Origin of the sequence: Halobacteriovorax sp. DPLXC-1 (assembly GCF_036903125.1) — a bacterium.
Lineage (GTDB): Bacteria > Bdellovibrionota > Bacteriovoracia > Bacteriovoracales > Bacteriovoracaceae > Halobacteriovorax_A > Halobacteriovorax_A vibrionivorans.
Genome location: NZ_JAYMCO010000003.1, coordinates 656,977 through 682,093, shown reverse-complemented (window position 1 = coordinate 682,093; position 25,117 = coordinate 656,977). Strand labels below are relative to the sequence as shown.

The following is a 25,117-nucleotide window of genomic DNA, read 5'->3' as shown; positions in this document are numbered from 1 at the left end:
TTAAAAATCTAGTGTTAATCTAGGAGATAGAAGGTATTTGAATGACAAATCTCGTATTAGAGGATGATGTATCAACAAATAGACGCCCGCGGTGATGCTCGATAATATTCTTACAAATACTTAAGCCTAAACCAGTCCCCTTCTTATCAACTTTCGTTGTAAAAAACGGCTCCATTATGCGCTCACGTATCTCTTGAGGAATCCCATCTCCGGAGTCAGTTACTGAGATTTCCACCATGTCATTATCTCTTTTCCCTTCTAATTTAATCCAACGCTTTCCTTCACTTTCTACCAATTCATCAAAGGCATTATTTAAAAGGTTTAGAATTACTTGTGATATCTGAACAGCGCCACCAGTAACCTTAAGATCATTTGCGATATTTACCTTGAAATCAATTTCATTCTCTTTGAACCTTGCCTGACAGATTGAGATAACATCATCAATGGCCTCACGTATATTTACGAGCTCAGGAGAAAGTGAATCATCTTCTTTTGCTAATTGCTTTAGTCCTTGAATAATCTTTGTAATTCTCTGAACTGTATCTTTAATTTTCTGGGCCGACTTTTCAACTAATTCGTTATCCGCATTCTGTTTTAAACGGTGGGCCGATAGATCAATAATAGTAAGAGGGTTATTGATCTCATGAGCTATTCCACTTGCCATTTCACCAATAGAAGCTAGTTTTGCAGAGTTAATAAGTTTGGATTGCTGCTCAATAAGCTGCTTTGTTCTATCCTCAACTCTTTTTTCTAATTCTTCATTAATACGCAGAACTGCTTTCTTATGATTTTTTTGCTGATTAAAATAATATGAAAGGATAAAAACACTTGAGATTAGACTTATAAATGAAAAGAGAATAATCCAAAACTCAATTGTATATTCTTGATAAAAGTTTTGAAGTTTATTCTTCTGGTTAATAATTTGTGCATTCTCAGGAAGTTTAGAAATATCAATATTGTATTTAACAATCTTTTGATAATCAAAGAGGATTGGAGCTGGTGCCTTTAAAACGATAGGCAATTCATCGACATTGCGTCCCCCTATAATATGATTGGCCAAAATTGCAGCTTGCTCTCCATAAACCTCGCTACTTACAAAGTAGCCTCCAGTTAATCCATGAGGTAAATAGTATTTCAAAAAACCATAAATTGGAATTCCTGCGTAACCACTCATACTTTCTAAGCTTTTTTCAAAGTTTAGAAAAGTACCATTCTTATCACGTGAGAATGCTCCAAACAAAATAAAAGAATTTTCATCTAGTTCACCAAGCTTCTTATATAAGTCTTGTATTGCATAATCTTCAAGATAAACGATTTCCTGTGAAGGCTTAAACTCTTCAAAAGCTTTTTTAAATTCTTGTTTTAAATAGAGACCTGAATTTTCATGTATAGAGTTTAAAATATAGATCTTTTTAGCTTTAGGATGAATCCTTAAGCCTGTTTTTACCATCTTTATAATCTCAAATGATTCGACAACACCAGTGTAGCCACCTACTTTCTCATATTCATCAAATCTCTTATCATTAATTCCATTTAGGCCGGTAAATACGACAGGTGCATTTCTAAATATTGAGCTTCGATTCTTCATAGCAAAATGAAATGCATTATCATCAGTAGTAATAATTAAATTAATCTTAGTCTTTTGATATTTTTGTTTATAAAAATCTTCCAAGCTTTTTAGGTAGTCCTGTGAAGAGCGCCTTTTTGTATCCATATACTCGGAGTAAGTAATTATTCTATAGTTTTCATCATCTATATTCTTACGAATGGAGTGATCTAATTGTGAAGTCCAAGAACTATCAGGAGAATACGAATGAAGTATTAAAATATGAAAGGAGTCGGCCGCCTTGGAAAACACCTGACTAGAGAAAACAAAGAACAAAAATATTGAATATAAAGTTACTTTTAAATTAACCACTCTTATTTTTATCATTTTAAACAACTTTTGTACCCATAAATCGCCATTCGCACAGCGTCAATACAAGTTAAACTGGACGTCACATAATGGACCTATGACTTATGATGAATTCTTATTAAAGATTAAAGAGTGCGACACACTGCAAATAATTGGGCCAATGCTGAACGATGCTTCAATTTTAAATAGTGAGCTAGCTTCTATTTATGTTGATGGTGGCCTAAACTACTACCGGCCATCTAAAGTAGCCTCTCTTTCTATTGGTGATAATGATTCAAATATAAGTGATTTTAATATTGATATAAGACTTAATCCTGAAAAAGACTTATCCGACTTAGATGCGGCGCTAGAACTGATTCCCAAGAATATTACAAATTTGCACTTCTTTGGCTTTAGTGGCGGAAGAGCCGATCACCAACTCTTTAATTTAGGCTCTATTCATCATTTTTTAAAAGATAGTAAAAATCGACGTATTTGTTATATCGATAGCAAGATTCAAGTTGTATCAGCTGGACATCATATAATAAAACAAGACGGGCCTTTTTCAATTATTAGCCTAGAAAAGCAAAAAATTAAAATTTATGGTGAGTGTAAATATAAATTACGAGATTGGACTAGTGTTGAAGCGCTAAGTAGCCTTACTCTTTCAAATATTGGAAATGGAGAAGTCCACTTAGAAAGTGAACTTCCCCTTTTCATCTACCTTGATTAGTGTGAAGACTTATCACTGCTATCGGCAAATAACTTCACGAAGCTTTCATTAGCATCCGATACATTTATTCGCTTTGACTTGTTCTCAGCGCTTTTTGGTAAAGCTAAATATAAGATACCATCTTGCATTTGAGCTTGAACCTCATCACGATTTATTGTCTGAGGAACAGTGATACTTCGAGAGATTCTTCTTGTTTCTCCCCCACCATTTTCAAATAATGTTTTACGAGTTGCTTCAATTGTAACGAGTCCATTATCGACTTGAATATTCAAGTCTTCCTTTTTTACTCCAGGCATATCAACACTTAGTAAATAAGCATTATCCGTTTCTTTCATTTCACCAAAGCCTGCACTTTCACTTGAAAGACCACGTCCCTGCCAAATATCCTCTAAACCATTGATCATCTCTCTGAAGTCGCTATCAATTGAATCTCCAGAAAAAAAGCTCGATGCGAGATTGGAATTTCTACGTGGAATAATTGAACGTCTCATCATATTCGCCTCCTAGTTTTAAATTAATAAGACGATTGAGATTTTAGCACTGTGAAAAAAGGTACTAAACTTAAGAGATTTTTAAATGATTCAAATAATTATTAAATGACCTCATGACCCATAAATGAACAACTGCTTGTGTATAGCGATAAAGATACCAAGGTAAATATGGCCTAAATTCATTAACCGATACTATTGTGTAGCGTCCTTCGGCAACAGCGCGAAACTCGAGCCAGCCAGTATTCTTTGAGCCAGACAATAGACCTCCTACAATATGAAATTTAACTCGATTAAGGTTTGAGGTATTTGAGATTTTCTTAAGAGCAAGTAGAGACTTTTTTAACCCTATCAATTTGAATTTAACAATCTCATCATCTTGCTCCACATAAACAATCGAGTGAATATAGCGTGGAAGCCAATTCATATACTCTTGGGCCACTCTTTGCATATCTAAATGAGACGGATTGTCTAAGCGCTGAATTGATCGGACATTCTTATGTTCAAACCGACGCTTTTTATAGCGTTTTGATTTTTCAAACTTATTAGTTGAGATCTTCTCTAGCATAGACTTATATGTTGGATAATTTATACAGTCCTTAATATCTTCATTCACCTCAACTACTGGTAAATGACATTTAAGGCTATCCACAAGAGGAGCAACTAATTCAAAAGGGGCCTCACCAAAAGTACTTACCCACCATTTTGAAAGGCTTAAATAATTAATTGGAACAGGTATCATTAGACACTTCTTTCCAATATGAGTGGCCGTCTCTCTTATTAATTGTTCATAAGTGACCTTTTCACCATTAACAATATTAAGGCACTTATTATAGAACTTTGGGTTGCCTACTACTTTTTTGAAAATATCTGTTAAGTCATCTATATAAACAAGCTGAGTACGACTCTTTGTCCAGGATGGCAGAATCATTGCAGGAAGGTTTAGAACAAGATTTTTTAAAATTTCAAAAGAAGATCCACCATTTCCAACAATCATTCCCGCTCTTAAAATTGTCGTAGGGATTTTACAAGTCTGGAAAACTTCTTCAACTTCTAAACGACTTTTTAAGTGAGTACTTGTTTCTCCATCCGGAACTAGCCCACCAAGATAAACGATCTGCTTTACATTATTTTTTACACAGGCCTTAGCAAAGTTATCTGCTAATACTAAATCTGTATCTTGAAAACTTCCTTGAAAAAATTTTGATGATGGCAGCATTGAATGGACAAGATATACTGCAACATCAGTATCTTCTAGAGAATCTTTAATACTCTGGTAAGAGAAAAGATCACATGACCTCCACTCAAAACTCGCCTCATTCGGACGATTAGAGGAACTACGTGAGCGGCCAAGGCCTCTAACATCATGAATCCCATTAAGTTTTTGAATAAGATGATGACCTATAAAGCCAGAAGCACCAGCGATAGTAATTTTCATTATTAAAAGATATCATAAAAAAAGCCTAGGCAATACCTAGGCTTAGTTAATTTATGTCGAATGAATTGATTTTAAGAAATTATGACTCTAGCATCATCTCATCAGAGCTCTCTTCTTCTGTTGATTCCTCTTTAGCAGGTGGTCGACATATAGCAATAACTTCTTCCATGTCCATCATTGCCTCAACCTTCTTAGGTAACTTCATATCAGCTACGGTTAAATTCTCCGCAATATCAAGCCCTGAAACATCAATTTCAACCTTTGCAGGCATATCCTTTGGAGTACCGCTAAGAGTGATATTATCGTGCATTAAAACAAGCACACCACCTTTCTTGCGTCCAGCTGGTTCCCCCATTGCAACAATAGGTACTTCAACCTCATTTGTTTCACCTTTAGGTAATTCAACAAGAGAGAAGTGAACAAGTTCCTTTGAAACAGGGTCTCTTTGTATTTCTTCAAACTTTACAAAGATAGTACGTTTCTTTGACTTAACTTCATAGACCTCACCTGTTTTACTGATGGCCTTTTTAAGGTCTAATTCAGATGCTCTAACAGGAGTATTCTCAACATTTGGTCCATACATTGTCCCTGGGATTAATCCCATATCACGTAATTCGTGAGTCTTTGTATGTAGATCACGATCTTCTATTTTTAGTTGAGTTAATTTATTAGTCATTTTGCTCATAACCATCCTTTTTTTTGTTGAACGATTTCTATTTGTTAGTAATAACCTAACGCAATTAGACTTATAAATTAAATGCATATAAGATTATGGATATATAATGTTAAATCTATATAGGTGCTTCATGTATAAGATCAATTTCAATCATCTCAAGTACTTCCTGACAATTGCAGAAGAGGGCTCAATTGTTAAAGCTTCTAAGAAGCTTAATATTACTCAACCAGCACTGAGCCATCAATTGCGTTTACTAGAAGAAGATCTTGAAAAGAAATTATTTGACCGCTTGGGCAAGAAGCTCGTTTTAAACGACAATGGAATTGTCGTTATGGAATATGCGAGAAAAATCTTTCGACACTCAGAGGAGATGATTCAATATCTCAAGTCTAATAATGATGATTTTATAACAATTATAAAAGTTGGAACTGTACCATGGGTACCTAATGATGTTATCTATGACTTTCTAAAACCACTTATCATCAATCCACATTTAAAAATACAAATCTATCAAAAGGACCTCGAATCCCTTTATAAAGATATAGCAAATAACAAACTAGACTTAATCCTCTCGGATACTGAGTATACAGGCCGTTCAAAGAAGCTCATTGCTCACAAATTAAAGGCAGAACCATTAGTTTGTGTTGCAGCTTCTAAAAATAGCTTTAAGGGAAAATTTCCAAATTGCTTAAGTAATAAGAAAGTAATCAATTATCCAGAGATCTGTGTACTTGGACGCAATATTGAAGACTATTTTGAAATTAATAATCTTTCGGTAAAGATTGTTAGTGAATTTACAGACTCATCTTTAATAAAGTCTGCTGTCGAGCATGGTGGAGTTGCCGCATTTCTACCTAGAAGTGTTGTAAAGCAAAGCTTGAAAGAGAAGAGGTTGATAAAGCTTGGACAAGATAAGAATCTAGTCTTTAACTTATGGGCCATCACAAGTGGAGATATTTCAAAAGAAAATGCTCTTGCTCAAAGAATTGTAAAATATAGAGGCAGTTAAACAAGAGGTAGGTTTAGAGTTACTCGAGACCCACAATCTGGTAAGTTTTCAATTAATAATTTTGCGTTATGTTTTTCCAAGAATGAATGAACTAATTTTAAGCCAATACCAGTTCCCTTCTCACCTTTCGTTCCTTGCTTAACATGGAATGTGTTACCACTTGCAAGTCCATTGATGACAACATCAGGAACGCCTTCTCCTTGATCAACAACTTCAATCTGATATCCATTTTCATCATGTTGACCTTTGACATTAATCTTTCCACCTTCAGGAGTGAATTTGATTGCGTTGGAAATAATATTTCTAATACAAGTCTCAATCATAACGCTATCGTGATTTAGAACATAATCTTCAAGGTCGACATCAATATCAAGTTCTTTTGTCTGGGCCAATTCAATTGCAAATTCAATGGCCTTCTCAATTGTTGGCTTTATATTTGTATCTTTTGGATCATAGCCTAAACTTTCATTACTTGTTATGGCCCAAGATAAGAGGTCTCTTAAGAGATTATCTGTTTTACGAGCTGCTTTTAAAATTCTATTTTGATAGCTTTGAATTCTTTCCGTACTTAGTTCTCGATTTGAGCGTGTTACAGCTTGAGCTGAAGACATAATGACTTGAAGAGGACTCTTTAGATCATGTGCAATTGTTGAGATGACATCATCTTTAGTCTTATTCATTTCAGCAAGTCGTCTATTTGAAATATGAAAAAGTCGCCAAGCGCGATTAAACATAGAACGAAAAGCAAAGAGAACAATATTTAAAGAAACGAGAATAAAAACGCGATAGCCATGATTTGCTAAGTCTGCTTCAGGATGTAAAAGAGGAACTGTTAAAAATACTAAAAACAAGAGAACACAATTCCAAATGATGCATTTTAGTCGCCCAGGAAGCATGACATAGAATGAAGTCGTCATAATCATAACACCAGCAAGAAGTGTTGAACTTCTTCCTTGAACCATAAATGTTAGAGCAGCAACGATAATGACTGATAGAAGTTTAATATAAAAAAGATGGACCTCAACTTTTTCACTATATGCCTTATTTCTCCACGAATAAACAAAGTAGAGTCCATATGCTACAAGCCCCACTCTTAGAGCTGTAAGTATATTGGGAGAACCATAAAAGAATGTCCTTTGGTAATCAGCGAAAAGGCCAGCAAAAAGCATCAAAATACAACAAGTGAGATAAGAGTAACGAGTATAGAAAGAGTCCTTATTCCATGCATTTTCTAAATACTCTCTCTCTTCTTCAGAGTTTTTAAACTCTCCAAAGACATTTATAAATTGATCCAAAATTAAGTCCTACTGAAAAATATTTAAACTTAGTTACAATAAATTTTAATTAATGGCGACAGAAAAAATCATATCTAAGAATATTATACAATCGGGCCTAGAGGTCTCAAAGTTCTTTAATATTAGACACTTAGAGTAGTTAAGGATATGAATTATTTTGTGAAACTCACATACATGTACACGTTCATTATCAAGATTATAAGTAGTTACAAAATCATTCCCAAGACAGTCTAAATATCTAAAGACAATACTCTTTATTTACAGACTTGGAGAAGGGGACAATTTTTCCGTTTTAAATTTAGACGGCCTAGAAAATTGTTTCAAAATCCCCTAATCAAATAAGTAAAATGTTAGTTTTCCTTATGAATAATTTTCTAGCAACTCTACTATTGTCCACAGCTCTATTAAACCTAAACTCTTTTGCCAAAGAAGATCATCAAAGCTTTTTAAAAATCTCAATGGAGGTTCAACAAGAACTGCAATGTGAGAGAGAGTTTCAAATTATTAACAAAGCCTTTAAAGTTCGTTCTAAGGATTTTGTGGATTGTGAGGATGCCTTTTGGGCCGATAGGGCCATGAGTAAAGTTAAACAAATTTCAAATATATCACCTAAGGTTAATATTGAATTACTTGCAAGAGACAGTGGTGCATCCTTTGATATTGGAAGCACTATTCGCCTTCCTTTAAGACTTACCTTTTCAAATCGATGGGGACAAGTATACGACTCTCTTAGCCTAGGAACGGATGCCATCCTCTACCATGAGTATTCACATGCAATTTTTGGCGAGGTCATTGGAAAGAAGTTTTATCCACAGTTTAAGGCCATGGCAGAAAGCTTATCACGATACAAAATAGCTCTTCAAAACGCCTATGCCACAGGAAATTATGGCAACGCTGTTAAATACTACGAAAACCAGATAAAGAGACTACAAGAGAAAATGAAAACTCATCATGAAATTGAGTATTATCATTTATCATCATCGTATAATGAATTCTTTGCTGACCTTGTTGCGGTCTTAGTAACAAATAACGCTAATAGTATATTCAATGCTCTCTACTATGATGAGATGAGTGATCAGAGCTATCAAATGATTAAGCTTAGGTCTTTTGAAGATCAGTCAACAAACTACGATAATCGACTACTAAATGAGATCCATGGGGAACTGGCCCTAGCAAGACAATTTATTGGTAAAACAGTACTAAATGAGATTTTTTCAATTAGAGATGAAAAGTTAGCGAATCAGAGAAAGAAAGCACTTCTTGATAATGTTCTTAAGGCAATTGATAACCAAATGACGAAGAGAATTGAGCTTAATGACTTTGGAATTTCACCAAAGAAAAACAATGAAAAGTTAATTAAAGAGCTAAAAGAAGTTCTAAAGCTAGAAGTATAATAAGCTAAGCAAAGCTCTCGCCCATTAACGCACAACCCAATAAGAGGTTTAACTTAAAATCTTTACAAGATTAAATTGACGCTCTATGCCCCTAACATTTATTATTTTCCACAGGAATCATTTAGGAGCATTTCATTAGCATCGACTTATTTAAATACTTTTATCCAGCTTCTGCATATGACCAAGAAGATGAGTTAGCAGCTATCCAAAAGAGATATCAGGCGCGCCTTATCACTTTTTCAACAATCACACTTCTAATACACTTTATAACAATAATTTTAATTATTTTCTCTCAAATTCAATTTACGACGAATTTTATATACACTGAAGCATTAGTGATTCCATTGTGTCTATTCTCCTTATACACATATAAGAAATACGACAATCTTCTCACATATCGAGTTCTTTTATACATTACAACATTTGTACTCTTAAATTATCGTATCTATGTCATGCAATCCCACTCGACAGAATTACTGACATGGATTCTCGCATTTTTCATCGTCATGGTCTACACGACAAGCTTCAGAGTTGCCATTATTATATTGATAAGTAATGTATCGCTAATAGCTTATAATACACAATATGGTGAAGCCTACGTGTGGCTCCTACCACTAAAGTATCAATTAGTAATCCATAAGATCTATCCCACCCTAATTATTGCCTTTATCCTTCTCTATAAAAAGTTGTCAGAAGTTGCCAAAACAAATGAATTAGAAAGCTTTAATAAAAGAGACGTGATCTCAAAAATGATAATTACTTTATCTCATGAAATTAATAATCCATTGGCAATCGCAAAACTCACTGTAAATAAACTTAAAAGAAAAAGTGAAAATGAAATTATGAATAAGATGGATGAAAACCTAGATCAGATTTCTAAAATCACACATCTTATAAAAGACATAAGCGACTTGAAAGAAGTGGAGCATGGTGACAGAAGAATCTTCGATCTCTATAGCGCTATTAATACAAGAGATAAGTCGGCAAAGACTTAGGAGAATTTTATAAAAAAGGACCTATTAAATTACTTTTATCCAAAATCTGCATTTGATCGTGAAGATGAACTTGCTGCAATTGAAAAGAGATACCAAGCGAGGTTAATCTCTTTTACGGTTATGACCTTAGTAATTAACTTTGCATTAATTCTCTCAATTTTCTTTTTTCAAATTGAAACGAATTCATTCTTCATCCTAGCCTCATCACTCGTTATCCCGGCTGGGATATACACTCTCTATTTCTACAAGAAATATGATAGTACCTTTTTATTTCGCTTATATATATTCTTTATTACTTTTGTCCTTTTAAACTACAGAACCTATGATCTACAATCACATTCAAGTGCATTACTTCCATGGTTTATCGCTTTCTTTGTTATTAGTGTTCAGACAATAGATTATAAGTCTTCATTTCTCATACTTGTGAGTAATCTCCTTGTAATGAGTTATGGCTACTTCTATGGGACTGACTTTGAAGGTTTCCTCGCGCTGAAATATCAAATAATCGTCAACCAGATATATCCAACACTTCTTATCGTTATCTTTTTGCTTTATAAGAAATTAATAGAAAGATTAAAGGAAAAAGAAGTTGAACTGTTCCAAAAGAAAGACGTTATATCCAAAATGATTATTACCCTATCTCGAGAAATTAACTCACCTCTTACAGTTGCAAAGCTTACTGTTAATAAGCTTAGAAGAGAATGTGATGATATATCAGTGGATCGAATTGAAGAGAGTCTAAACCGAATCACAAAAGTCACTCATCTAATCGAGGATATTAACGAGCTAAAAGAAGTGGAATATGGTGAAGGAAAAATGTATGACCTTTATAACTCTGTCAGAAATAAAGGTCGTTCTAAAAAAGATATTCTATCTTAACTTAGCGATCAAGCAGAACTGACAAGTATAAGAGATCATAATAAGTTGCCAAAAAGAGGTCTGGATCCCTTTGAGAAAGGTCTCGATAATACCTCTTTGCTTCCTCACTTCCGTCTTTAAATGACTTATTAAGCGCCTGGAAACTGCGACTATTTATTGCATGATGCTCAACAACTTCTTTCGATAATGCCAAGGTTTGCTCTAAATTGAAGTCCATGACACCTTTTTTATAGTTTTCCAACTCTCTTTGAGCGGCAATGATAGCAGGAGTTAAGAAATAAACACTTCCACCTTTTTTAACAATTGGTCCAGCAAATGTACTGACTTTATCACTTGCAAGATAAGGTCCCATATACTGACTATATGTCTTTCGAAGTAAGCTTCTCTTTGCACCAAGATTCCTCATTCCCTTCTTTTGGGCCAGCAGGAAAAGAGCATTTACTTCAGCAAATGACTCTGCTTCATGTACTCCATGTGCAGATGGTGAAGAAGAGTAATTCTTAAGCATGAAGTTTTGATCAAGACAGTGTGATAATTCATGATAAAGTGAATAAAGATATAACTCTTCAAGCGTAAAGAGATTTTCAAATCTTGAAAAATCAAAGTTCTCATAAACATCGACTTCTTTTGAGTCACCTAAAACTCTTCTGACTTCTGCTGATAGATCATTCATAATTCCATTTGGTAAAACGGCGCAGAATTTTAATTCTTTCCCCCATCCTCTTTCAAAAAAAGGTATCGCTGAAGCGGCACCATTTAATGACGTAAAGTACGGAACGAGATTAACGGCCTCATTATGTGAAAGTTCGATGTCATGAATATCTAGGGTATAATTTTTAACAATTTCAATTTGATCAGTCTCTTCTAGACCAACGAGTTTTGGCGCTATTTCATTCTTATCGAAAATGATAATAGGATACTCATAAGTATTACGATATTCCTCATTCAACTTTTCAACTTCACTACTGAGATCAAAAGCAAAACCAAGGCCATGAGTTAACATTAATAAGATAGGGACAATTAAACGGGGTAGATTCTTCATGTTAACGTTAAACCATATATAAGAGGTGAAAACATTAACTCCAGAAGAATTACATGGAGTGAATAAAAAATATGCAATAAAAAGGGGGCCTAAGCCCCCAATATTATTATGCTACCTTTATTTTTGGATTTAATTTTAAAGAGCAATTAACAGTATTTGTTACTAAACACTTATCCTTAGTTTCTTCAAGTAACTTCATATACTTATCGACATCCTTTTTATTTTTGACTACTAACTCAGGCTTAATCTCTACCGAAGTAAAGGCCATACGTCCGTCTTTACGATCTAAAGTTGCATCCGCTTTAACGTCAATTTTATCCCAGTCTAATTTTCGGGCCTTTGCCAATTCTTTAAAGCTTAATAGATAACAACTCGAAATACTTGCTGAGAATAGGTCCTCAGGTGACCACTGATTTTGATCTCCTTGAAAGTCAGGACCTTGAAACTCTCGTGGAGCTGTTGAACGAATTTTACCTTCAATTCCAGAAGCTGAAATTTCCATGTTGTCATTTTTACTTTCACCATGTGAACTCGTTGTGTAAACACTCATATTTGTCTCCAATGTTTAGTTAATAATTGGATATTAAATGAAAAACGAACTCAAATGTTTTAAATAAAACCTCATTTTTATTTAAAAAGTAAACATGTCACTGATCTTCCAGTGTTTTAATTCTTTATAATCATGTTCAAATTACATGACTTAAATTAAATTGAATTTTCCTAATCTAGGTCATCTTTTTTCTAAGGAATTTCTTCTATGATTAATCTCAATTAGGAGAAAGATATGAAATCTCATGATCTTGAAAGAAAGTACAACATCCCAGTTCCTCGCTATACAAGCTATCCTGCCGTCCCCCATTGGAATGGGGCCCCATGTGAAGGTATTTGGCTGGGACACCTTAAGGATCAATATGATCCAGCTCAGGGAGTGGAATTATACATACATGTTCCTTTCTGTGAGAAGCTTTGTTACTACTGTGGCTGTCACAGAGTTATATCAAAGAATAAGGATCGTGGCGTTGAATATGTAGATTATCTAATTAAAGAATGGAATCTCTATAAACAAAGACTAGGTGATATTAAGATTGCCTCAATTCATCTTGGAGGTGGAACACCAAACTTTTTAACCCCCGAGGCCTTCACGAAATTATTCAATGAGTTATCACTAAGTTTTAAAGAAGATGAGTACAAAGGCTCAATTGAAATTGATCCTCGCACCTGTACAAAAGAACAACTTGACCTCTATAAAAGCTTTGGTATCGAAAGACTATCGATGGGTGTCCAAGACTTTGATGAAAAAGTTCAATTAGCAATTGGACGAGTCCAACCATATGAGAGAGTGAAAGAGCTTGTGGATTATGCACATAAGATTGGAATTGACGATATTAATTTTGATCTCATTTATGGCCTACCATACCAAACAAACTTAACGATTACTAAGACGATTCAAAAAGTTCTAACATTAAATCCAATCCAAATTGCTTTCTACAGCTACGCCCATCTTCCGGCAAAGATTAAAAACCAGCGTCTCATTCCACAAGATGCGCTAACACATGGAATGAAAAAAAGGGAACTCTATGAAACAGGAAAAGAGCTTTTACGTGCAAATCATTACCAAGAAATTGGTCTAGACCACTTTGCAAAAGACGATAGCATGCTTGCAAAAGCAAAGGCGCAAGGACGCTTAAGAAGGAACTTCATGGGACACACGCACAAGACATCTTCTATGATTATTGGCCTTGGTTGCTCTTCAATCTCTTCTTCCACAAAGAGTTTTGCTCAAAATGAAAAGAACGTGAAAGATTACTTTGAAAAAGTGGATCTGGGAAGACTTCCAATTGTAGCAGGGCATATTCAATCGGCACAAGACCTTCTCGTCGAAGAGATCCTTCAGGAATTCTTTGCAACAAATAGTATTCAATTAGACTCTTGGCAAAACCTTTCCCATGCGAACTACATACAGGACCGAATAAAAGAATTAGAAGAAGATGGACTAATTGAAGATCAAGGGCGCATCATTGTCACTGAACAAGGTCGCCCTTTTATGAGAAATATTGCCAGCATCTTCGATCACCATTTAATGAGATCAAAGGAAAGGAGCGGCTCTAAATCTTTATAGATAGAAATCAAGGGCAAGCATCGTTATAACACCAATGATCACACCAAGAGTTGCGTTACGCTCATGTCCCTGTCTGAAAAGCTCAGGGAGCATTTCTTGGCAAATAACAAATAACATTGTCCCAGCAGCAAAACCTAGTGCCGCAGGAAGGGTTTGCGCCGAGATACTTGTGGTTAAATAACCCACTCCAGCTGCAATAGGTTCAACAAGGCCAGAAAGTAATGCCATCATAAAAGCACGATTACGACTTGCTCCTTCATTTAAAATACCAAATGCGACAACAAGACCTTCCGGAATATTTTGAAGTGCTATTGCTAAAGCCAGGGCCATCCCACCAGCGTGATTTCCTCCTCCGAAACCAACTCCAACAGCAAGGCCCTCAGGAAGGTTATGGAGAGCAATGGCCAGAGTAATTAACGTAACCCGACTAAGTTTTTTCTTGCTCTGACCTAGCTCCATATCGTTATTCTTATTTATATGCTTATGAGGGATAAAATCATGAACAAAGATAATAAAGATATAACCTAGAAATAAACTAAGAAGAAATATAGGCATGGCCATAGTGGCAGAGTATAATTTCCCCGCTTCTTCAATTCCAGGCATGATGAGTGAAATAAATGAAGCAACTAACATGATCCCTGCGCTAAAGCCCATCGCAATATCTAGCGCCTCTTTTGAGTAATTCTTCTTAAAAAAGATAGGAATTGCTCCAATTCCAGTAGCAAAGCCTGCGATTAATACTCCTGAAATGGCCATCATATTTGCTGTCATGCTATTTCCTTTCCCCTTATAAAGAGGGTGATAGAATAATTTTATCAATTTTCGAAAAAGATAGAATTCAATTAGTTAAATCTCCTAATAGAAAATAACTATTGAATACAAACTCCTGATAAGTTGCTTATTTTCCCCAAATAATAGATAATTTAATTCACACAACACACATATCTATAGGGAGAATTAATGAGTCAATTATCGCCACAAATGAAAGAAGAATTACTTGCTGAAATCAAATCTCTTGAGTCACAACTGACTGGAAATATGATGGATGACATGGATATTCGTGGGCGTATCCACAACATAAAAATGAAACTTGAAGGTGTAAAACCTGTTGATAGTTTTGTTGATTGCATTGGATGTGGTTCTTAAAATAATCAAATAAATTACAGTATAAAAAAAGGCCTCAACTAAGAGGCCTTCCTTATGACAAAAAACGCGAGAGAGAGAGATGCGTTTTTATGACAGCATTAAATCTTCAAATGCAGTAAGTCCGGCCTTGGCCCCCTCACCCATTGAAATAATAATTTGCTTATACGGAACAGTTGTAACATCACCTGCCGCATAAATTCTTTCTTGATTCGTGCGACATTTATCAGTCACAATAATTTCACCAAATTTATTTTTTTCCACAAGATCACCTAAGAAAGCGGTATTTGGAACGAGCCCAATTTGGACAAAGACTCCATCGAGATCAATCTTTTTAATATCTCCAGAATCACGATCCTCATATTCAAGGGCCACAACCTTTTCACCGTCTCCAATAACTTTATCTGTTCGAGCATTTTTAATAATTGTTACATTCTTTAGTGACTCTAACTTATCAATTAAAACTTGATCGGCCTTTAACTCAGGAGCAAATTCCACAACCGTTACAGACTTAACAATTCCAGCAAGATCGATCGCTGCTTCAACTCCAGAGTTTCCACCACCGATTACACTTACATCCTTGCCTTTATAATAAGGTCCATCACAGTGAGGACAATAAGCAACACCACGTCCTAGATAGTCTTTTTCTCCTTCAACTCCTAGCTCGCGCCACTTAGCACCCGTTGCAATAATAAGAGACTTTGTTTTAACCACTTCACCACTATTTAAAAATAAAGTCTTAAGCTCTCCATTTTCAATATTATCAACACGACGATGTTCTAGTAGCTTAATATCGTATTCTGAAACATGTTTTCCAAGTGCAGCTGAAAGCTCAGGGCCTTCAGTATATGGAACAGAAATAAAATTTTCGATTCCCTTAGTATCTTGCATCTGACCACCAACACGATCAGTGATAATGGCAGTCTTTAGGCCTTTTCTTGCTGTATAAACAGCAGAAGACGCACCAGCAGGTCCACCACCAATAACAATGACATCGTACTCTCCAAGGTCCTTAGTTTCATTTGAAGTTGAGCTCTCATCTTTGCCAAAGCGCTCTTCTAACTTCTCAAGGAGATCAACAAGTGATGACTTACCAGAATGTACAAGGTCTTTATCGTGAATAACACTTGGTACACCTTGAATTTTCAATTCCTTAATTTCATCTTGGACGAATTCACCATCAATCATTTCATGAGTAAAATCTTCCTTATAAATGGCCATTAAGTTTAAGGCCTGAACAATATCAGGACAGTTTTCACATGAAAGAGAAATATATGTCTTAAGATCTATTGACCCTTTAAGAGCTTTTATTCGGTTAATGATCATATCATCAGGGAGCTTCCCTTTTAGATCACTATTTAAAATGGCCAGGATTAAAGAGGTAAACTCATGTCCTCCAGGGATCCCTGAAAATTTAATTCCATTTGCCTTCCCATTAACTTGAATTTCAAAATGTGGGTAATCATAAGTCTCCCCACTCGACTTTGTACTTATTTTAGGAGAAGTACCTGCGATGCTCTCTAGCATCTCTACAAGCTCTTGTTGCTTTGAATTGCTAGATTCACTGTACACAAGTCCAATCTCACTTTCTAAATTAGCATAGACTGATTTTAATTGTTCAATGATTGCGTTATCTAACATTTTATTCTCCTTCTTCAAAAAAGGGGGCACGAGGCCCCCTTATATATCTAGTATTCTGTATAAGAATAATTCCTAGATTTTACCTACAAGGTCTAGACCTGGCTTAAGTGTTTCCGAACCTGGCTTCCACTTAGCTGGACAAACTTCATCTGGGTGCTCAGCAATAAATTGAGCAGCTTGAACTTTTCTCATTAGTTCATCGGCGTTACGTCCAATTCCGTTGTCTTGAACTTCAGCAAGCTTAATTTCACCAGCTGGGTTGATTAGGAAAGTCCCTCTATAAGCAAGACCTTCTTCTTCAATATGAACACCAAATGCTCTAGTTAATTGACCAGTTGGGTCTGCAAGCATTGGGTACTTGATCTTCTTGATTGTTTCAGAAGCATCATGCCATGCTTTGTGAGTGAAGTGAGTATCTGTTGATACAGAGTAAACTTCTACACCCATTTTTTGGAATTCTTCGTACTTATCTGCCATGTCACCTAGCTCAGTTGGACATACGAAAGTAAAGTCAGCAGGATAGAAGAAAAGGATAGACCATTTTCCTTCTAGGTCTTTTGCTGTAACTGTTTTAAAGTCATCGTTTACGTAAGCTTGTACAGAAAAGTCTTGTACTTTTGTGTTGATTAAAGTTTGCACTTGCATCTCCTTTATAAAAGTTTTCAGTGTTTAATTCTTGCCTAGAATTATGGCAATAAATCAAGAAATTCTCTAATATTAATTGTCTAATATGTGATAGATTTCACCTATCAAGAACGGTAATTACAATAGATCTTGCTTATGTGTCGCATCAAAAAATAAGTCGGCCATATTGCTCTAAATAAGTGAGACGCGGTTAGTCGAGATGATATATCTCCATGATTTCACTAAGAATCTTATCAAAATCGATGTTGAGATCCTTGAGCTCACCTGAATGAACATCAAAAACCCAACCATAGACCTTAAGCCCTCTTTCACGGTTTGCTTTTTGAACAGCAGCAGTCTTTATGGCATTGATACATTGTTCCTGAACATTTAGCTCAACAAGGCGCTCATATCGCTTATCTTCGTCTTTAATATTATTGAGTTCAGTTTTGTGAGTGCGATATACATCTCTGATATTTCTAAGCCATGGATTAAGAATACCAAGGTCTTGGCTTTCCATTGCTGCCTTTACTCCACCACATCCGTAATGCCCGCAAACGATGATATGGTCAACTTTAAGATGTTCAACAGCGTAGTTTAGAACACTCATGACGTTTAGATCAATACTTATAACCATATTGGCAATATTACGATGAACAAAAACCTCTCCAGGGCCGGCCCCCATAACTTCCTCAGCAGTTACTCGACTATCTGAGCATCCGATATAAAGATAATTCGGGTTTTGGCCCGCACCTAACTTTTCAAAGAATTTCTCATCCTCGTTAAGCTTTGCCTTCACCCATTCTTTATTATTTTTGAAGATATTTTTGATATCCATTAATTCACCTATTTGATTATATTCGATAAATAATATGTGAATCTAATGAATTTGCCAATTACGCTTTAAGTTATAATCCCTCTAGAAGGAACTTAACCGCCAGACTTTGAAGAATAATTGCTGCAATAATGCTAAAAATAGGCCCAAGCTTATCTGAAGCACGTTTTGCAATGCTCATTCCAACAATTGTTGAACAAAATGCCCATCCACCGATGGAGATAATATATGGAGTTAGCACCTTTCCTGATGCACCAATTGTCACACCAACAGCAAAGGCGTCAAGACTTGTAGCAAATGAAACGAGTATTACTTTAAAAATACTGTGGAATTCTTTTGGTTTTTCTTCCTCATCTTCGTGCTTACCACTCAATTCTTCATAACCTTCATAGGCCATATGAATGGCAACAGCAGTTAAGAGTCCAAACGATATCCAATGATCAATATAATCAAATTGTGCAATAACTTTCGCACCAGCAATGGCACCTAAGAATGCAACTAGCGCTTCCGCACCACCTGAAGAGAAAGCAAATTTTATCGAATCACTAAACTTATGAGGACGAGCTCCCATTGCAACAGCAGCAGAAAAAGAATCCGCACAAAGGACAAGCCCAATAACTACAACTTCAAAATAATTAATCATAAGTACTTATAATACTGTTTGATAAGCTAGACAATGATTATTCTTTTTTTCACACTACTGTCCTAAATGGTATTTTTTTAATATTGTCATATCAATGAAATACTTAATCCTCATACTCTCATTTAGTACTTTTGCATCCCTTGAAAGCGTTGACTCTTACTTTAATGATGACGAGTTAAATAAGGTTCGAAACCAATCTGAATTTGAGATTGATCAATGCCATGATGTTAATAATATTAGCTTTGGTGAGAGCATAGAATATTTCATAAAAGAATTAGCAAATAAGAAACCAACATTTCTTCATGTGGCATCAATTTATAATATGCCTTCAAAAATGGAAAACCAAGAGGCCGTAGGACTACTTAGTCACCCTCTATGCCTAGTCTCTAAGAAAAGCCTTTCTCAAACAATTAAAAAAGTTCCTGATGATAAAACCATTGAATTAGCGAATCGCTTTGCAAGTGAACATAATGAATACCGTTCACTAGGCCATAGAGATGAACTAAAGAAACTATGGGCAAGATTCTTTGGTTGCCTTGCTTATACTGAAAGCTTAACGACTGCTGATACAAAAGCCAGTAAGAAGCTTGCAAAGAAATATGGACCTAGAAAATATAGTAAACCGGATGGAGTAAAGTTCTACTACGATAAGTGGCAACCAAAAGTGAGTCGTTTAAATATAGGCCTCTTTCAATTCACACCAAATTACGCTGGCAATATTAAGCCCTGCGTGGATTCATGGAATCACTTCTACCAAGAAGAGAAATGTCAGATCAAGAATAAGGGCCAAGATAATTTGATAAGAGTTTTTGGCTCAACCACACAGCAATTTAATGCCTATTGTGGAGTCCACAAGGTTATTCAAGCATTTTCAGTTCAGCTTAATACGCAAACAAAGAAGTTCACTCACCCAAATAATACTGAATCAGGAAAGTTAAAAGAGTCGAATAAGAGATGTGTCAGCCCACACTTCTATGCAGGCTGGTCTTATAACCACTTTGGGCCTCTTCAAAACTCAACAGGTGATAACCTGGGAAAGCTTATGTCCTGTATTTATCACTAATTTTTAAAATATTTAATACTTCCCTTCATCCCAAAGACAATATGTCCCTTATCTAGGATTAAAGTATCCGCAAAGATATTCTCAGGCTTCTCACCTTCAGAAAATAAACGGGATTTGAGAAGGCTTCCATCATTAAGATCTAAGTAAGATATCTTTCCAAGGCGATCAATAAAGATCAGCTTCTCTCCATCATACTTCATTGATGAGTAGTTATAACCGAGCTTCTTCTTGCGACTCTCATACTTCCACTTAAGTTCGGAAGTCACACTATTCCAAGCATAGACACGTCCATCAAAGTCATTAAAAACAACAATATCATCAAAGACCAAAGGCTTTCCAATTACTGGTGAATCAATTTCAATAGAACTAATTCTGCCCCCTAATGAATTAAAGCATACAAGTCCACCAAGCTCAGACTTCACATGAAGTTCACCTTGAATAAAGCAAATATTCTCACGTGTTGCAACAGGTCCATACCAACTTGAAAGAGGTAGCTCTTCACGCCAAATTTGCTTTCCACTCTTGGCATCAATTTTATAAGCAAAAGGTCTGGCCTTGCCAAGATCTTCTTCAGGAACACCACTTGCAACATAAACGGCATTATCTTTTAAAAGAACAAAGGCATCCATATGGCCACCTTCAAAATGCCAGATTTCTTTCATTGTTTCAGGATCAATTGCATAGAGGCCATCCCCACCAGCTGTTTGAAAAAGATAGTCCTTTCCTTCAATTGTGTGAATGACAGGAAGAATCTCTGTATGCCCCTTAGTTTTAAAAGAGCCTACAACCTTCTTTGTCTTAGGATCAAATTTATAAACCCTCATATGATGAGAAGCATGAAGCCCTTCGCCAAAATATAAGAAGCCTTTAAAATAGACAGGAGTTGGCGACAGAAACTTACCAAAGAAAATCTTATTCTTTATGCCCCCAGTTTCTATATCCAAAACAAAGAGATTACCTTCTTTAGATCCAACAAAAAGCTCTCCATTGACAACAGTACCGGAAGCAAAGATTCCTTCAGGTACAACTTGTTGCCAAATAAAATTTTCAGGATCAACATTTATTGGGTCTTTCTTATAAGTGATATCACTATTAAAAGTATCTTGAATAAATAGAGGTACCGGCCCATGCTTTATATATTGATAGGCTTCCATTCCACCGTAGATAAGAAGATTAAAAATCATTGCAGAGATTAACACCTTAGGCTTAAGTAAAACCTCAAGAAGCTTTTTTGGCCCTTCGGCCTTGAGCTTAACCCCAAAGAGCCCTGCAATAAATGTTGCAACGACAGTAATTCCTGTACTTAGAAAAGCTAAGGGTAACAATACCGTTGGAACAATAGAGTAACTATAGTCACTACAAAAGTTGTTATTGCATGAGTTTAATACTTCCAGAATTTCCATCAACGAAAACATCCTCTCCACCTTTAAATTTAATATGACATTGTTTAATTCCACTCACAGCTGGAATTCCCATTTCTCTGGCAACAATTGCACAATGTGACAGAACACCACCACGCTCAACAATGATCCCACTTGCTTTAGTGAAAACTGGTGTCCATCCTGGATCAGTTGATTGAGCGACGACAATTGCATTTTCAGGCCATTCAATCTCTTTCCAATTTGAAGGATTATTGATGACAACAACCTTGCCCCTAACCATTCCTGAAGATAGTCCTTCTCCGACTAGATTGCTTGAAGACGCTTCTTCATTACCATCAATAACAGACTTTATTTCTCTTAAAGAAGTAACTGTTGAAAAGTTGAAGTTTCGAAACATTTCAATCTTATGCTTTCTTTCTCTGATAAGGCTTAAGTAACTACTTTTAAAATTCTTTATCTCATGGATATGAAGATAGAAGATATCATTTAAGTCATCTAATTTATATCGACGTGCGATTTCTAAACAAAGATATCGAATATGGGCATAAGGTTTTAAAATCGCCATTTTCCACTTCTCTCTTAGCTCTAAGAGATCCTTTAAAATCTTCCACTCTTCTAAGATCAAAGTTTTTTTAAATGACTTCATTGCCATAATTTCGGCTTCAACATCATCTAATGTATGATTATTTTTTTCTTTTACATACTTCTCTAAGGGATAATCATAGAATGCATCATCACCAATTTCGGCCCATCTCTTAGCACTGAGATCGAGTTCTCCCGGACCACGATGACCATAGCGAGCAAGAAAATTGTGACGAGCATTGGGCTTTGCACATGCTTTTTTAAAGTAGAGTCCCATTTTAAATGTTTCTGAATTTATTCCTGCTCCAGACCATCTCTTAATTAAGTGATCGGCCTCTTGAGGAGTATAGATACTTTTTAAAAGAGATATTAAGGTTTGAATTGTTGTCTCTGTTAATGAGATCAAGATATAAGGCCATACCAAAGTTCTCTCACTAAAAAGTGATGACTCTTTTGAGAAGCGATTTAAAAGATCTTCCAATGTCCAATCTTGATAGATCTTATTATCATATGGCCTTTTATTAATAACAGAAATATCCACCAATGCCTTCGTTGCATCATTAATAACTTCTTTTCTATGTGTATTGATTGAGAGGCCAACCTTCAACATTCTCCACATTGTCTGAGGTGTCTTCATAAGAATATGTGGAGTAACTTTTGAAAAATGAAATTTTAAATGCGGCCTAGGATTTGGCTCTATTGTATAGGGAATTGGACCAAAATACATTTGCCCAAGCTTTGAAAGGTTAATATAACTTCGTCCAAAGACTTCATCCATTAAACACTCATCTTTACTGAAGCCGACATAACCAAGCTCTTGCAAGGCCTTATCGAATGCCTGATCCTTCCTAAATGAATTTGCCCAAATCTCAGTTGTTAATGTTGTTGGCGCTGTTGTCCATTCTGCAAATGTCTGTCCATCCCAGACTGTCTCTTGAGGATAAATTGACTCTAATCTTTCAAGCTCCTCATGGCCAATTCTCTTAAGGTTTGAAATTGAAGCTTTTGCTGTAATTGGCCTTGCTTGAAGAAGATAGACAATCCCCTTTTTATCAATGGCCCATTCAATATCAAAATCATCCTGATACTTATCTTCCACAAGTTTTGCACAACGAATAATTTCATCAATTTGTTCAGAAGTTATATCTGGGCTTACTCTTTGGGACTCACTCAATATTGTGGGAGTTCTTTTCCCAGAAACAAGATCTTCACCGACTCCATCAATATACTCAAGCATCCAAGATTCAAACTTCCCTCTTGGGTCTTTTGAGAAGTAAACTCCTGAAAAAGATGGGTCAATCATACGTTGAATTACAACGTTCATTGGGACTTCTTTAGAACTTCCTAAGAAATGTTGGCGATAGGCTTTTGAAGATTCTTTATTAATTGAGTTAAAGCAGTCAGTAATCGCTCTTTTTAAATCACTATCATTATCGACATAGAGAAATGTGGAATTCTGGCCAGCAAAACTATTCTCTTTCGAGTCTTCCCCAGTAGCAGAACTTCTAACGGCCAAAGAGTATTCTCCATCTTTAGCAAATTGATAAACTTCCTCTAATTCTCTATCTGATGGCATTGCATCCAAGATAATTCCATTTGGAACAGGAATATCCATCTGTGCCATCATGGCAAGCATATAAGCTTTACCACCTACTTGTGTTTTGTCTTCAGGTAAATTCTCAAAATAATATAACATCGGCCCATCCTCTCAATAAACTTATATCGTTTAAGAGTTAAAGAGGACATGATGTATATCATGAAAAACAATAATAACAGAACAGAAAGAAATTAATTTAAGAGAATATCTAAGATTTCCTGTTGCTCTTTTGTTCTTAAGCTCTTGTCAGTTACCACTGCGTTAAGATTGGCCTTTTCAAAGCTTTTCTTATCCTGATAAATCTTAGGTATTAAGTGTTTTAATAGCTCTTTCACATTAGACACATTCTTATTAATGACTGCAGTGATCTCTTCTAGTGAGCAAGCTTCATCTTTCCAACAATCGTAATCAGTTACAAGTGCTACTGTCGCATAAGCAATCCCTGCCTCTACTGAGAGATAGCTTTCAGGAACATTAGTCATTCCAATGACACTGGCACCAAAGCTACGATAAAGTTCACTTTCGGCACGACTTGAGTATTGAGGTCCTTCGATACAGATATAGCTGCCACCAAAGTGAAAGTTTGTATCAACTTTGTTTTGTACAGATTTGATCGATTCGACAAGCTCTAGCGAGATTGGTTGCGCAACAGAGACATGTCCCACAATCCCATCTTCAAAGAAACTTCTTTTGCGTAGTCCTTTGGTCCAATCAATAAATTGATCTGGCATAAAAAAGTCACCTGGAGCGACTTCTTCTTTTAATGACCCTACAGCTGAGATTGAGATTATATGAGTCACTCCTAACTTCTTAAGAGCAAAAATATTGGCACGATAATTTATATCAGAAGGAGAAATATGGTGTCCTACACCATGTCTTGTGACAAAGAAGAACTCATAATCAGAAACCTTGAGCTTTTTTATCTTACTACTAGGTTCCCCAAATGGAGTCTGTATTTCTATTGATTCTACTTCCTCTAAAATATCGAGGTCATAAACCCCACTTCCACCAATAATTCCTAATTTCATATATCCTACTTATAAAATACTGCTAAGAATTGATTATACTTCTTTAAATTCTTAGTTCGTGAATTTATAGTTGTAATCTCAACATTTAGGCTAGCAGCATCGGCCCATTCTACAATTTCTTCATTTGAAAAGCCAAAATGCTTTACACCCATTGCTTTAGGGTCGGGATGAAAACTACCGTCTTCAGTCTCAAGATCCACAATGGCCATCTTCCCCCCATCTCTTAACATTGAAGCAAGTTTAAGAATCATTTTATCTGGAGAATCAAGGTGATGAAAAGTCATTGAACTTATAATGAGGTCAAACTTTTCATCTAAGTCATCTTTTTCTAAATCAATATTTATCGAACGAATATGATCTTGGTCACTTGTCTTCTTGTTAAAGACTTCAAGCATACCGTGCGAAGTATCAACCCCAGTTATACTTTTTGCGATATTTATGAATTCAAGGCCAAAAAGTCCAGTACCACATCCAAAGTCTAGGATATCCACTTCTTTTGAAATATTTAAAACCTGAAGAGTTTTTTGCGCTAACTCTCCCATTAACTTAATTTTATCTTCTGAATCCCATGTATTTGCAGCATGATTAAAATGAGACATATTAAACTCCAACTATTT

General features: G+C 35.6%; 24 protein-coding genes. 8 read left to right on the top strand and 16 right to left on the bottom strand.

Annotated elements, in window-relative coordinates; all coding sequences use genetic code 11:
• Window positions 1-19 precede the first annotated feature (19 nt).
• Entirely contained in the window at window positions 20-1,714 is a 1,695-nt protein-coding gene (locus tag VCM44_RS13335) for a sensor histidine kinase (protein WP_334679091.1), read from the bottom strand.
• A gap of 298 nt (window positions 1,715-2,012) precedes the next feature.
• Between VCM44_RS13335 and VCM44_RS13330 the strand changes: the two genes are divergently transcribed.
• Window positions 2,013-2,627 (top strand): hypothetical protein, encoded by a 615-nt coding sequence (locus tag VCM44_RS13330; protein WP_334679090.1) that lies wholly within the window; start codon window positions 2,013-2,015, stop codon window positions 2,625-2,627.
• Here the strand turns inward: VCM44_RS13330 and VCM44_RS13325 are convergent.
• From VCM44_RS13325 to VCM44_RS13315, 3 genes are all read right to left on the bottom strand, one after another.
• Window positions 2,624-3,121 carry an Hsp20/alpha crystallin family protein gene (locus VCM44_RS13325; RefSeq protein WP_115361015.1) on the bottom strand — a complete coding sequence of 166 codons (498 nt, stop codon included), beginning with the start codon at window positions 3,119-3,121 and terminating at the stop codon, window positions 2,624-2,626. The genes VCM44_RS13330 and VCM44_RS13325 overlap by 4 nt on opposite strands.
• Window positions 3,122-3,188: 67 nt before the next feature.
• Window positions 3,189-4,553 carry an NAD-dependent epimerase/dehydratase family protein gene (locus VCM44_RS13320; protein ID WP_334679089.1) on the bottom strand — a complete coding sequence of 455 codons (1,365 nt, stop codon included), beginning with the start codon at window positions 4,551-4,553 and terminating at the stop codon, window positions 3,189-3,191.
• Between the two features lie 79 nt (window positions 4,554-4,632).
• Window positions 4,633-5,238, bottom strand: coding sequence for a 50S ribosomal protein L25 (locus tag VCM44_RS13315; protein ID WP_158536836.1), 606 nt, complete (start codon window positions 5,236-5,238; stop codon window positions 4,633-4,635).
• A gap of 121 nt (window positions 5,239-5,359) precedes the next feature.
• Between VCM44_RS13315 and VCM44_RS13310 the strand changes: the two genes are divergently transcribed.
• Complete coding sequence (locus VCM44_RS13310) at window positions 5,360-6,238, top strand: LysR family transcriptional regulator (protein WP_334679088.1); 879 nt, start codon at window positions 5,360-5,362, stop codon at window positions 6,236-6,238.
• Here VCM44_RS13310 and VCM44_RS13305 read toward each other — a convergent pair.
• Window positions 6,235-7,533, bottom strand: a complete 1,299-nt coding sequence (locus tag VCM44_RS13305) for a sensor histidine kinase (RefSeq protein ID WP_115361024.1) — start codon at window positions 7,531-7,533, stop codon at window positions 6,235-6,237. The two genes, VCM44_RS13310 and VCM44_RS13305, sit on opposite strands and share 4 nt — an antisense overlap.
• A 362-nt stretch (window positions 7,534-7,895) precedes the next feature.
• Between VCM44_RS13305 and VCM44_RS13300 the strand changes: the two genes are divergently transcribed.
• The 3 genes from VCM44_RS13300 (at window position 7,896) to VCM44_RS13290 (ending at window position 10,801) form a co-directional block, all read left to right on the top strand.
• Window positions 7,896-8,927, top strand: a complete 1,032-nt coding sequence (locus VCM44_RS13300; RefSeq protein ID WP_334679087.1) for a hypothetical protein — start codon at window positions 7,896-7,898, stop codon at window positions 8,925-8,927.
• A 452-nt stretch (window positions 8,928-9,379) separates the two neighbouring features.
• Window positions 9,380-9,922 carry a histidine kinase dimerization/phospho-acceptor domain-containing protein gene (locus tag VCM44_RS13295; RefSeq protein WP_334679086.1) on the top strand — a complete coding sequence of 181 codons (543 nt, stop codon included), beginning with the start codon at window positions 9,380-9,382 and terminating at the stop codon, window positions 9,920-9,922.
• Window positions 9,923-10,042: 120 nt separating this feature from the next.
• Window positions 10,043-10,801, top strand: a complete 759-nt coding sequence (locus VCM44_RS13290; RefSeq protein WP_334679085.1) for a hypothetical protein — start codon at window positions 10,043-10,045, stop codon at window positions 10,799-10,801.
• 1 nt (window position 10,802) lies between these two features.
• Here the strand turns inward: VCM44_RS13290 and VCM44_RS13285 are convergent, their stop codons facing one another.
• The gene (locus tag VCM44_RS13285) at window positions 10,803-11,843 is read right to left on the bottom strand and encodes a hypothetical protein (RefSeq protein WP_334679084.1); all 1,041 of its coding nucleotides are present in this window, start codon (window positions 11,841-11,843) and stop codon (window positions 10,803-10,805) included.
• Between the two features lie 106 nt (window positions 11,844-11,949).
• Window positions 11,950-12,393 (bottom strand): OsmC family protein, encoded by a 444-nt coding sequence (locus VCM44_RS13280; protein ID WP_115361036.1) that lies wholly within the window; start codon window positions 12,391-12,393, stop codon window positions 11,950-11,952.
• A 234-nt stretch (window positions 12,394-12,627) separates the two neighbouring features.
• Here VCM44_RS13280 and hemN point away from each other — a divergent pair, with 234 nt between their 5' ends.
• Window positions 12,628-13,962, top strand: a complete 1,335-nt coding sequence (hemN, locus tag VCM44_RS13275) for an oxygen-independent coproporphyrinogen III oxidase (RefSeq protein ID WP_334679083.1) — start codon at window positions 12,628-12,630, stop codon at window positions 13,960-13,962.
• Here hemN and VCM44_RS13270 read toward each other — a convergent pair.
• Window positions 13,957-14,733, bottom strand: coding sequence for a ZIP family metal transporter (locus VCM44_RS13270; protein ID WP_334679082.1), 777 nt, complete (start codon window positions 14,731-14,733; stop codon window positions 13,957-13,959). The genes hemN and VCM44_RS13270 overlap by 6 nt on opposite strands.
• 189 nt (window positions 14,734-14,922) lie before the next feature.
• Here VCM44_RS13270 and VCM44_RS13265 point away from each other — a divergent pair, with 189 nt between their 5' ends.
• Window positions 14,923-15,108, top strand: coding sequence for a hypothetical protein (locus VCM44_RS13265; protein ID WP_115361040.1), 186 nt, complete (start codon window positions 14,923-14,925; stop codon window positions 15,106-15,108).
• A gap of 87 nt (window positions 15,109-15,195) precedes the next feature.
• Here VCM44_RS13265 and ahpF read toward each other — a convergent pair whose 3' ends face one another.
• The 4 genes from ahpF to VCM44_RS13245 all read right to left on the bottom strand — a co-directional run bounded on the left by ahpF (window position 15,196) and on the right by VCM44_RS13245 (window position 18,848).
• Window positions 15,196-16,746 carry an alkyl hydroperoxide reductase subunit F gene (gene ahpF / locus VCM44_RS13260; RefSeq protein WP_115361042.1) on the bottom strand — a complete coding sequence of 517 codons (1,551 nt, stop codon included), beginning with the start codon at window positions 16,744-16,746 and terminating at the stop codon, window positions 15,196-15,198.
• Between the two features lie 72 nt (window positions 16,747-16,818).
• Window positions 16,819-17,391 carry an alkyl hydroperoxide reductase subunit C gene (ahpC, locus tag VCM44_RS13255; protein WP_199506631.1) on the bottom strand — a complete coding sequence of 191 codons (573 nt, stop codon included), beginning with the start codon at window positions 17,389-17,391 and terminating at the stop codon, window positions 16,819-16,821.
• Window positions 17,392-17,581: 190 nt separating this feature from the next.
• Window positions 17,582-18,208 carry a carbonic anhydrase gene (locus VCM44_RS13250; protein ID WP_115361046.1) on the bottom strand — a complete coding sequence of 209 codons (627 nt, stop codon included), beginning with the start codon at window positions 18,206-18,208 and terminating at the stop codon, window positions 17,582-17,584.
• Window positions 18,209-18,278: 70 nt separating this feature from the next.
• The gene (locus VCM44_RS13245) at window positions 18,279-18,848 is read right to left on the bottom strand and encodes a manganese efflux pump MntP (RefSeq protein ID WP_199506632.1); all 570 of its coding nucleotides are present in this window, start codon (window positions 18,846-18,848) and stop codon (window positions 18,279-18,281) included.
• A gap of 94 nt (window positions 18,849-18,942) precedes the next feature.
• Between VCM44_RS13245 and VCM44_RS13240 the strand changes: the two genes are divergently transcribed.
• Entirely contained in the window at window positions 18,943-19,911 is a 969-nt protein-coding gene (locus tag VCM44_RS13240; RefSeq protein ID WP_334679081.1) for a hypothetical protein, read from the top strand.
• Here the strand turns inward: VCM44_RS13240 and VCM44_RS13235 are convergent.
• From VCM44_RS13235 to VCM44_RS13220, 4 genes are all read right to left on the bottom strand, one after another.
• Window positions 19,908-21,326, bottom strand: coding sequence for an outer membrane protein assembly factor BamB family protein (locus tag VCM44_RS13235; RefSeq protein ID WP_334679080.1), 1,419 nt, complete (start codon window positions 21,324-21,326; stop codon window positions 19,908-19,910). The genes VCM44_RS13240 and VCM44_RS13235 overlap by 4 nt on opposite strands.
• Window positions 21,280-23,571: a PEP/pyruvate-binding domain-containing protein gene (locus tag VCM44_RS13230; protein ID WP_334679079.1), complete on the bottom strand. Its 2,292-nt coding sequence runs from the start codon at window positions 23,569-23,571 to the stop codon at window positions 21,280-21,282. The genes VCM44_RS13235 and VCM44_RS13230 overlap by 47 nt, the downstream gene beginning before the upstream one ends.
• Window positions 23,572-23,663: 92 nt before the next feature.
• Complete coding sequence (mtnP, locus tag VCM44_RS13225; protein ID WP_334679078.1) at window positions 23,664-24,500, bottom strand: S-methyl-5'-thioadenosine phosphorylase; 837 nt, start codon at window positions 24,498-24,500, stop codon at window positions 23,664-23,666.
• A 5-nt stretch (window positions 24,501-24,505) separates the two neighbouring features.
• Complete coding sequence (locus VCM44_RS13220) at window positions 24,506-25,099, bottom strand: class I SAM-dependent DNA methyltransferase (protein ID WP_334679077.1); 594 nt, start codon at window positions 25,097-25,099, stop codon at window positions 24,506-24,508.
• Window positions 25,100-25,117: the final 18 nt, after the last annotated feature.

Coding starts and splice junctions, on each gene's coding strand:
- VCM44_RS13315 (WP_158536836.1), bottom strand. CDS start 5,238: ATGAGCAAAATGACTAATAAATTAACTCAACTAAAAATAGAAGATCGT.
- VCM44_RS13335 (WP_334679091.1), bottom strand. CDS start 1,714: ATGGATACAAAAAGGCGCTCTTCACAGGACTACCTAAAAAGCTTGGAA.
- VCM44_RS13300 (WP_334679087.1), top strand. CDS start 7,896: ATGAATAATTTTCTAGCAACTCTACTATTGTCCACAGCTCTATTAAAC.
- VCM44_RS13230 (WP_334679079.1), bottom strand. CDS start 23,571: ATGTTATATTATTTTGAGAATTTACCTGAAGACAAAACACAAGTAGGT.
- mtnP (WP_334679078.1), bottom strand. CDS start 24,500: ATGAAATTAGGAATTATTGGTGGAAGTGGGGTTTATGACCTCGATATT.
- hemN (WP_334679083.1), top strand. CDS start 12,628: ATGAAATCTCATGATCTTGAAAGAAAGTACAACATCCCAGTTCCTCGC.
- VCM44_RS13220 (WP_334679077.1), bottom strand. CDS start 25,099: ATGTCTCATTTTAATCATGCTGCAAATACATGGGATTCAGAAGATAAA.
- ahpC (WP_199506631.1), bottom strand. CDS start 17,391: ATGCAAGTGCAAACTTTAATCAACACAAAAGTACAAGACTTTTCTGTA.
- VCM44_RS13310 (WP_334679088.1), top strand. CDS start 5,360: ATGTATAAGATCAATTTCAATCATCTCAAGTACTTCCTGACAATTGCA.
- VCM44_RS13330 (WP_334679090.1), top strand. CDS start 2,013: ATGACTTATGATGAATTCTTATTAAAGATTAAAGAGTGCGACACACTG.
- VCM44_RS13270 (WP_334679082.1), bottom strand. CDS start 14,733: ATGACAGCAAATATGATGGCCATTTCAGGAGTATTAATCGCAGGCTTT.
- VCM44_RS13240 (WP_334679081.1), top strand. CDS start 18,943: ATGAAATACTTAATCCTCATACTCTCATTTAGTACTTTTGCATCCCTT.
- VCM44_RS13250 (WP_115361046.1), bottom strand. CDS start 18,208: ATGGATATCAAAAATATCTTCAAAAATAATAAAGAATGGGTGAAGGCA.
- ahpF (WP_115361042.1), bottom strand. CDS start 16,746: ATGTTAGATAACGCAATCATTGAACAATTAAAATCAGTCTATGCTAAT.
- VCM44_RS13235 (WP_334679080.1), bottom strand. CDS start 21,326: ATGTTTTCGTTGATGGAAATTCTGGAAGTATTAAACTCATGCAATAAC.
- VCM44_RS13290 (WP_334679085.1), top strand. CDS start 10,043: ATGACCTTAGTAATTAACTTTGCATTAATTCTCTCAATTTTCTTTTTT.
- VCM44_RS13320 (WP_334679089.1), bottom strand. CDS start 4,553: ATGAAAATTACTATCGCTGGTGCTTCTGGCTTTATAGGTCATCATCTT.
- VCM44_RS13285 (WP_334679084.1), bottom strand. CDS start 11,843: ATGAAGAATCTACCCCGTTTAATTGTCCCTATCTTATTAATGTTAACT.
- VCM44_RS13245 (WP_199506632.1), bottom strand. CDS start 18,848: ATGATTAATTATTTTGAAGTTGTAGTTATTGGGCTTGTCCTTTGTGCG.
- VCM44_RS13265 (WP_115361040.1), top strand. CDS start 14,923: ATGAGTCAATTATCGCCACAAATGAAAGAAGAATTACTTGCTGAAATC.
- VCM44_RS13295 (WP_334679086.1), top strand. CDS start 9,380: ATGCAATCCCACTCGACAGAATTACTGACATGGATTCTCGCATTTTTC.
- VCM44_RS13325 (WP_115361015.1), bottom strand. CDS start 3,121: ATGATGAGACGTTCAATTATTCCACGTAGAAATTCCAATCTCGCATCG.
- VCM44_RS13280 (WP_115361036.1), bottom strand. CDS start 12,393: ATGAGTGTTTACACAACGAGTTCACATGGTGAAAGTAAAAATGACAAC.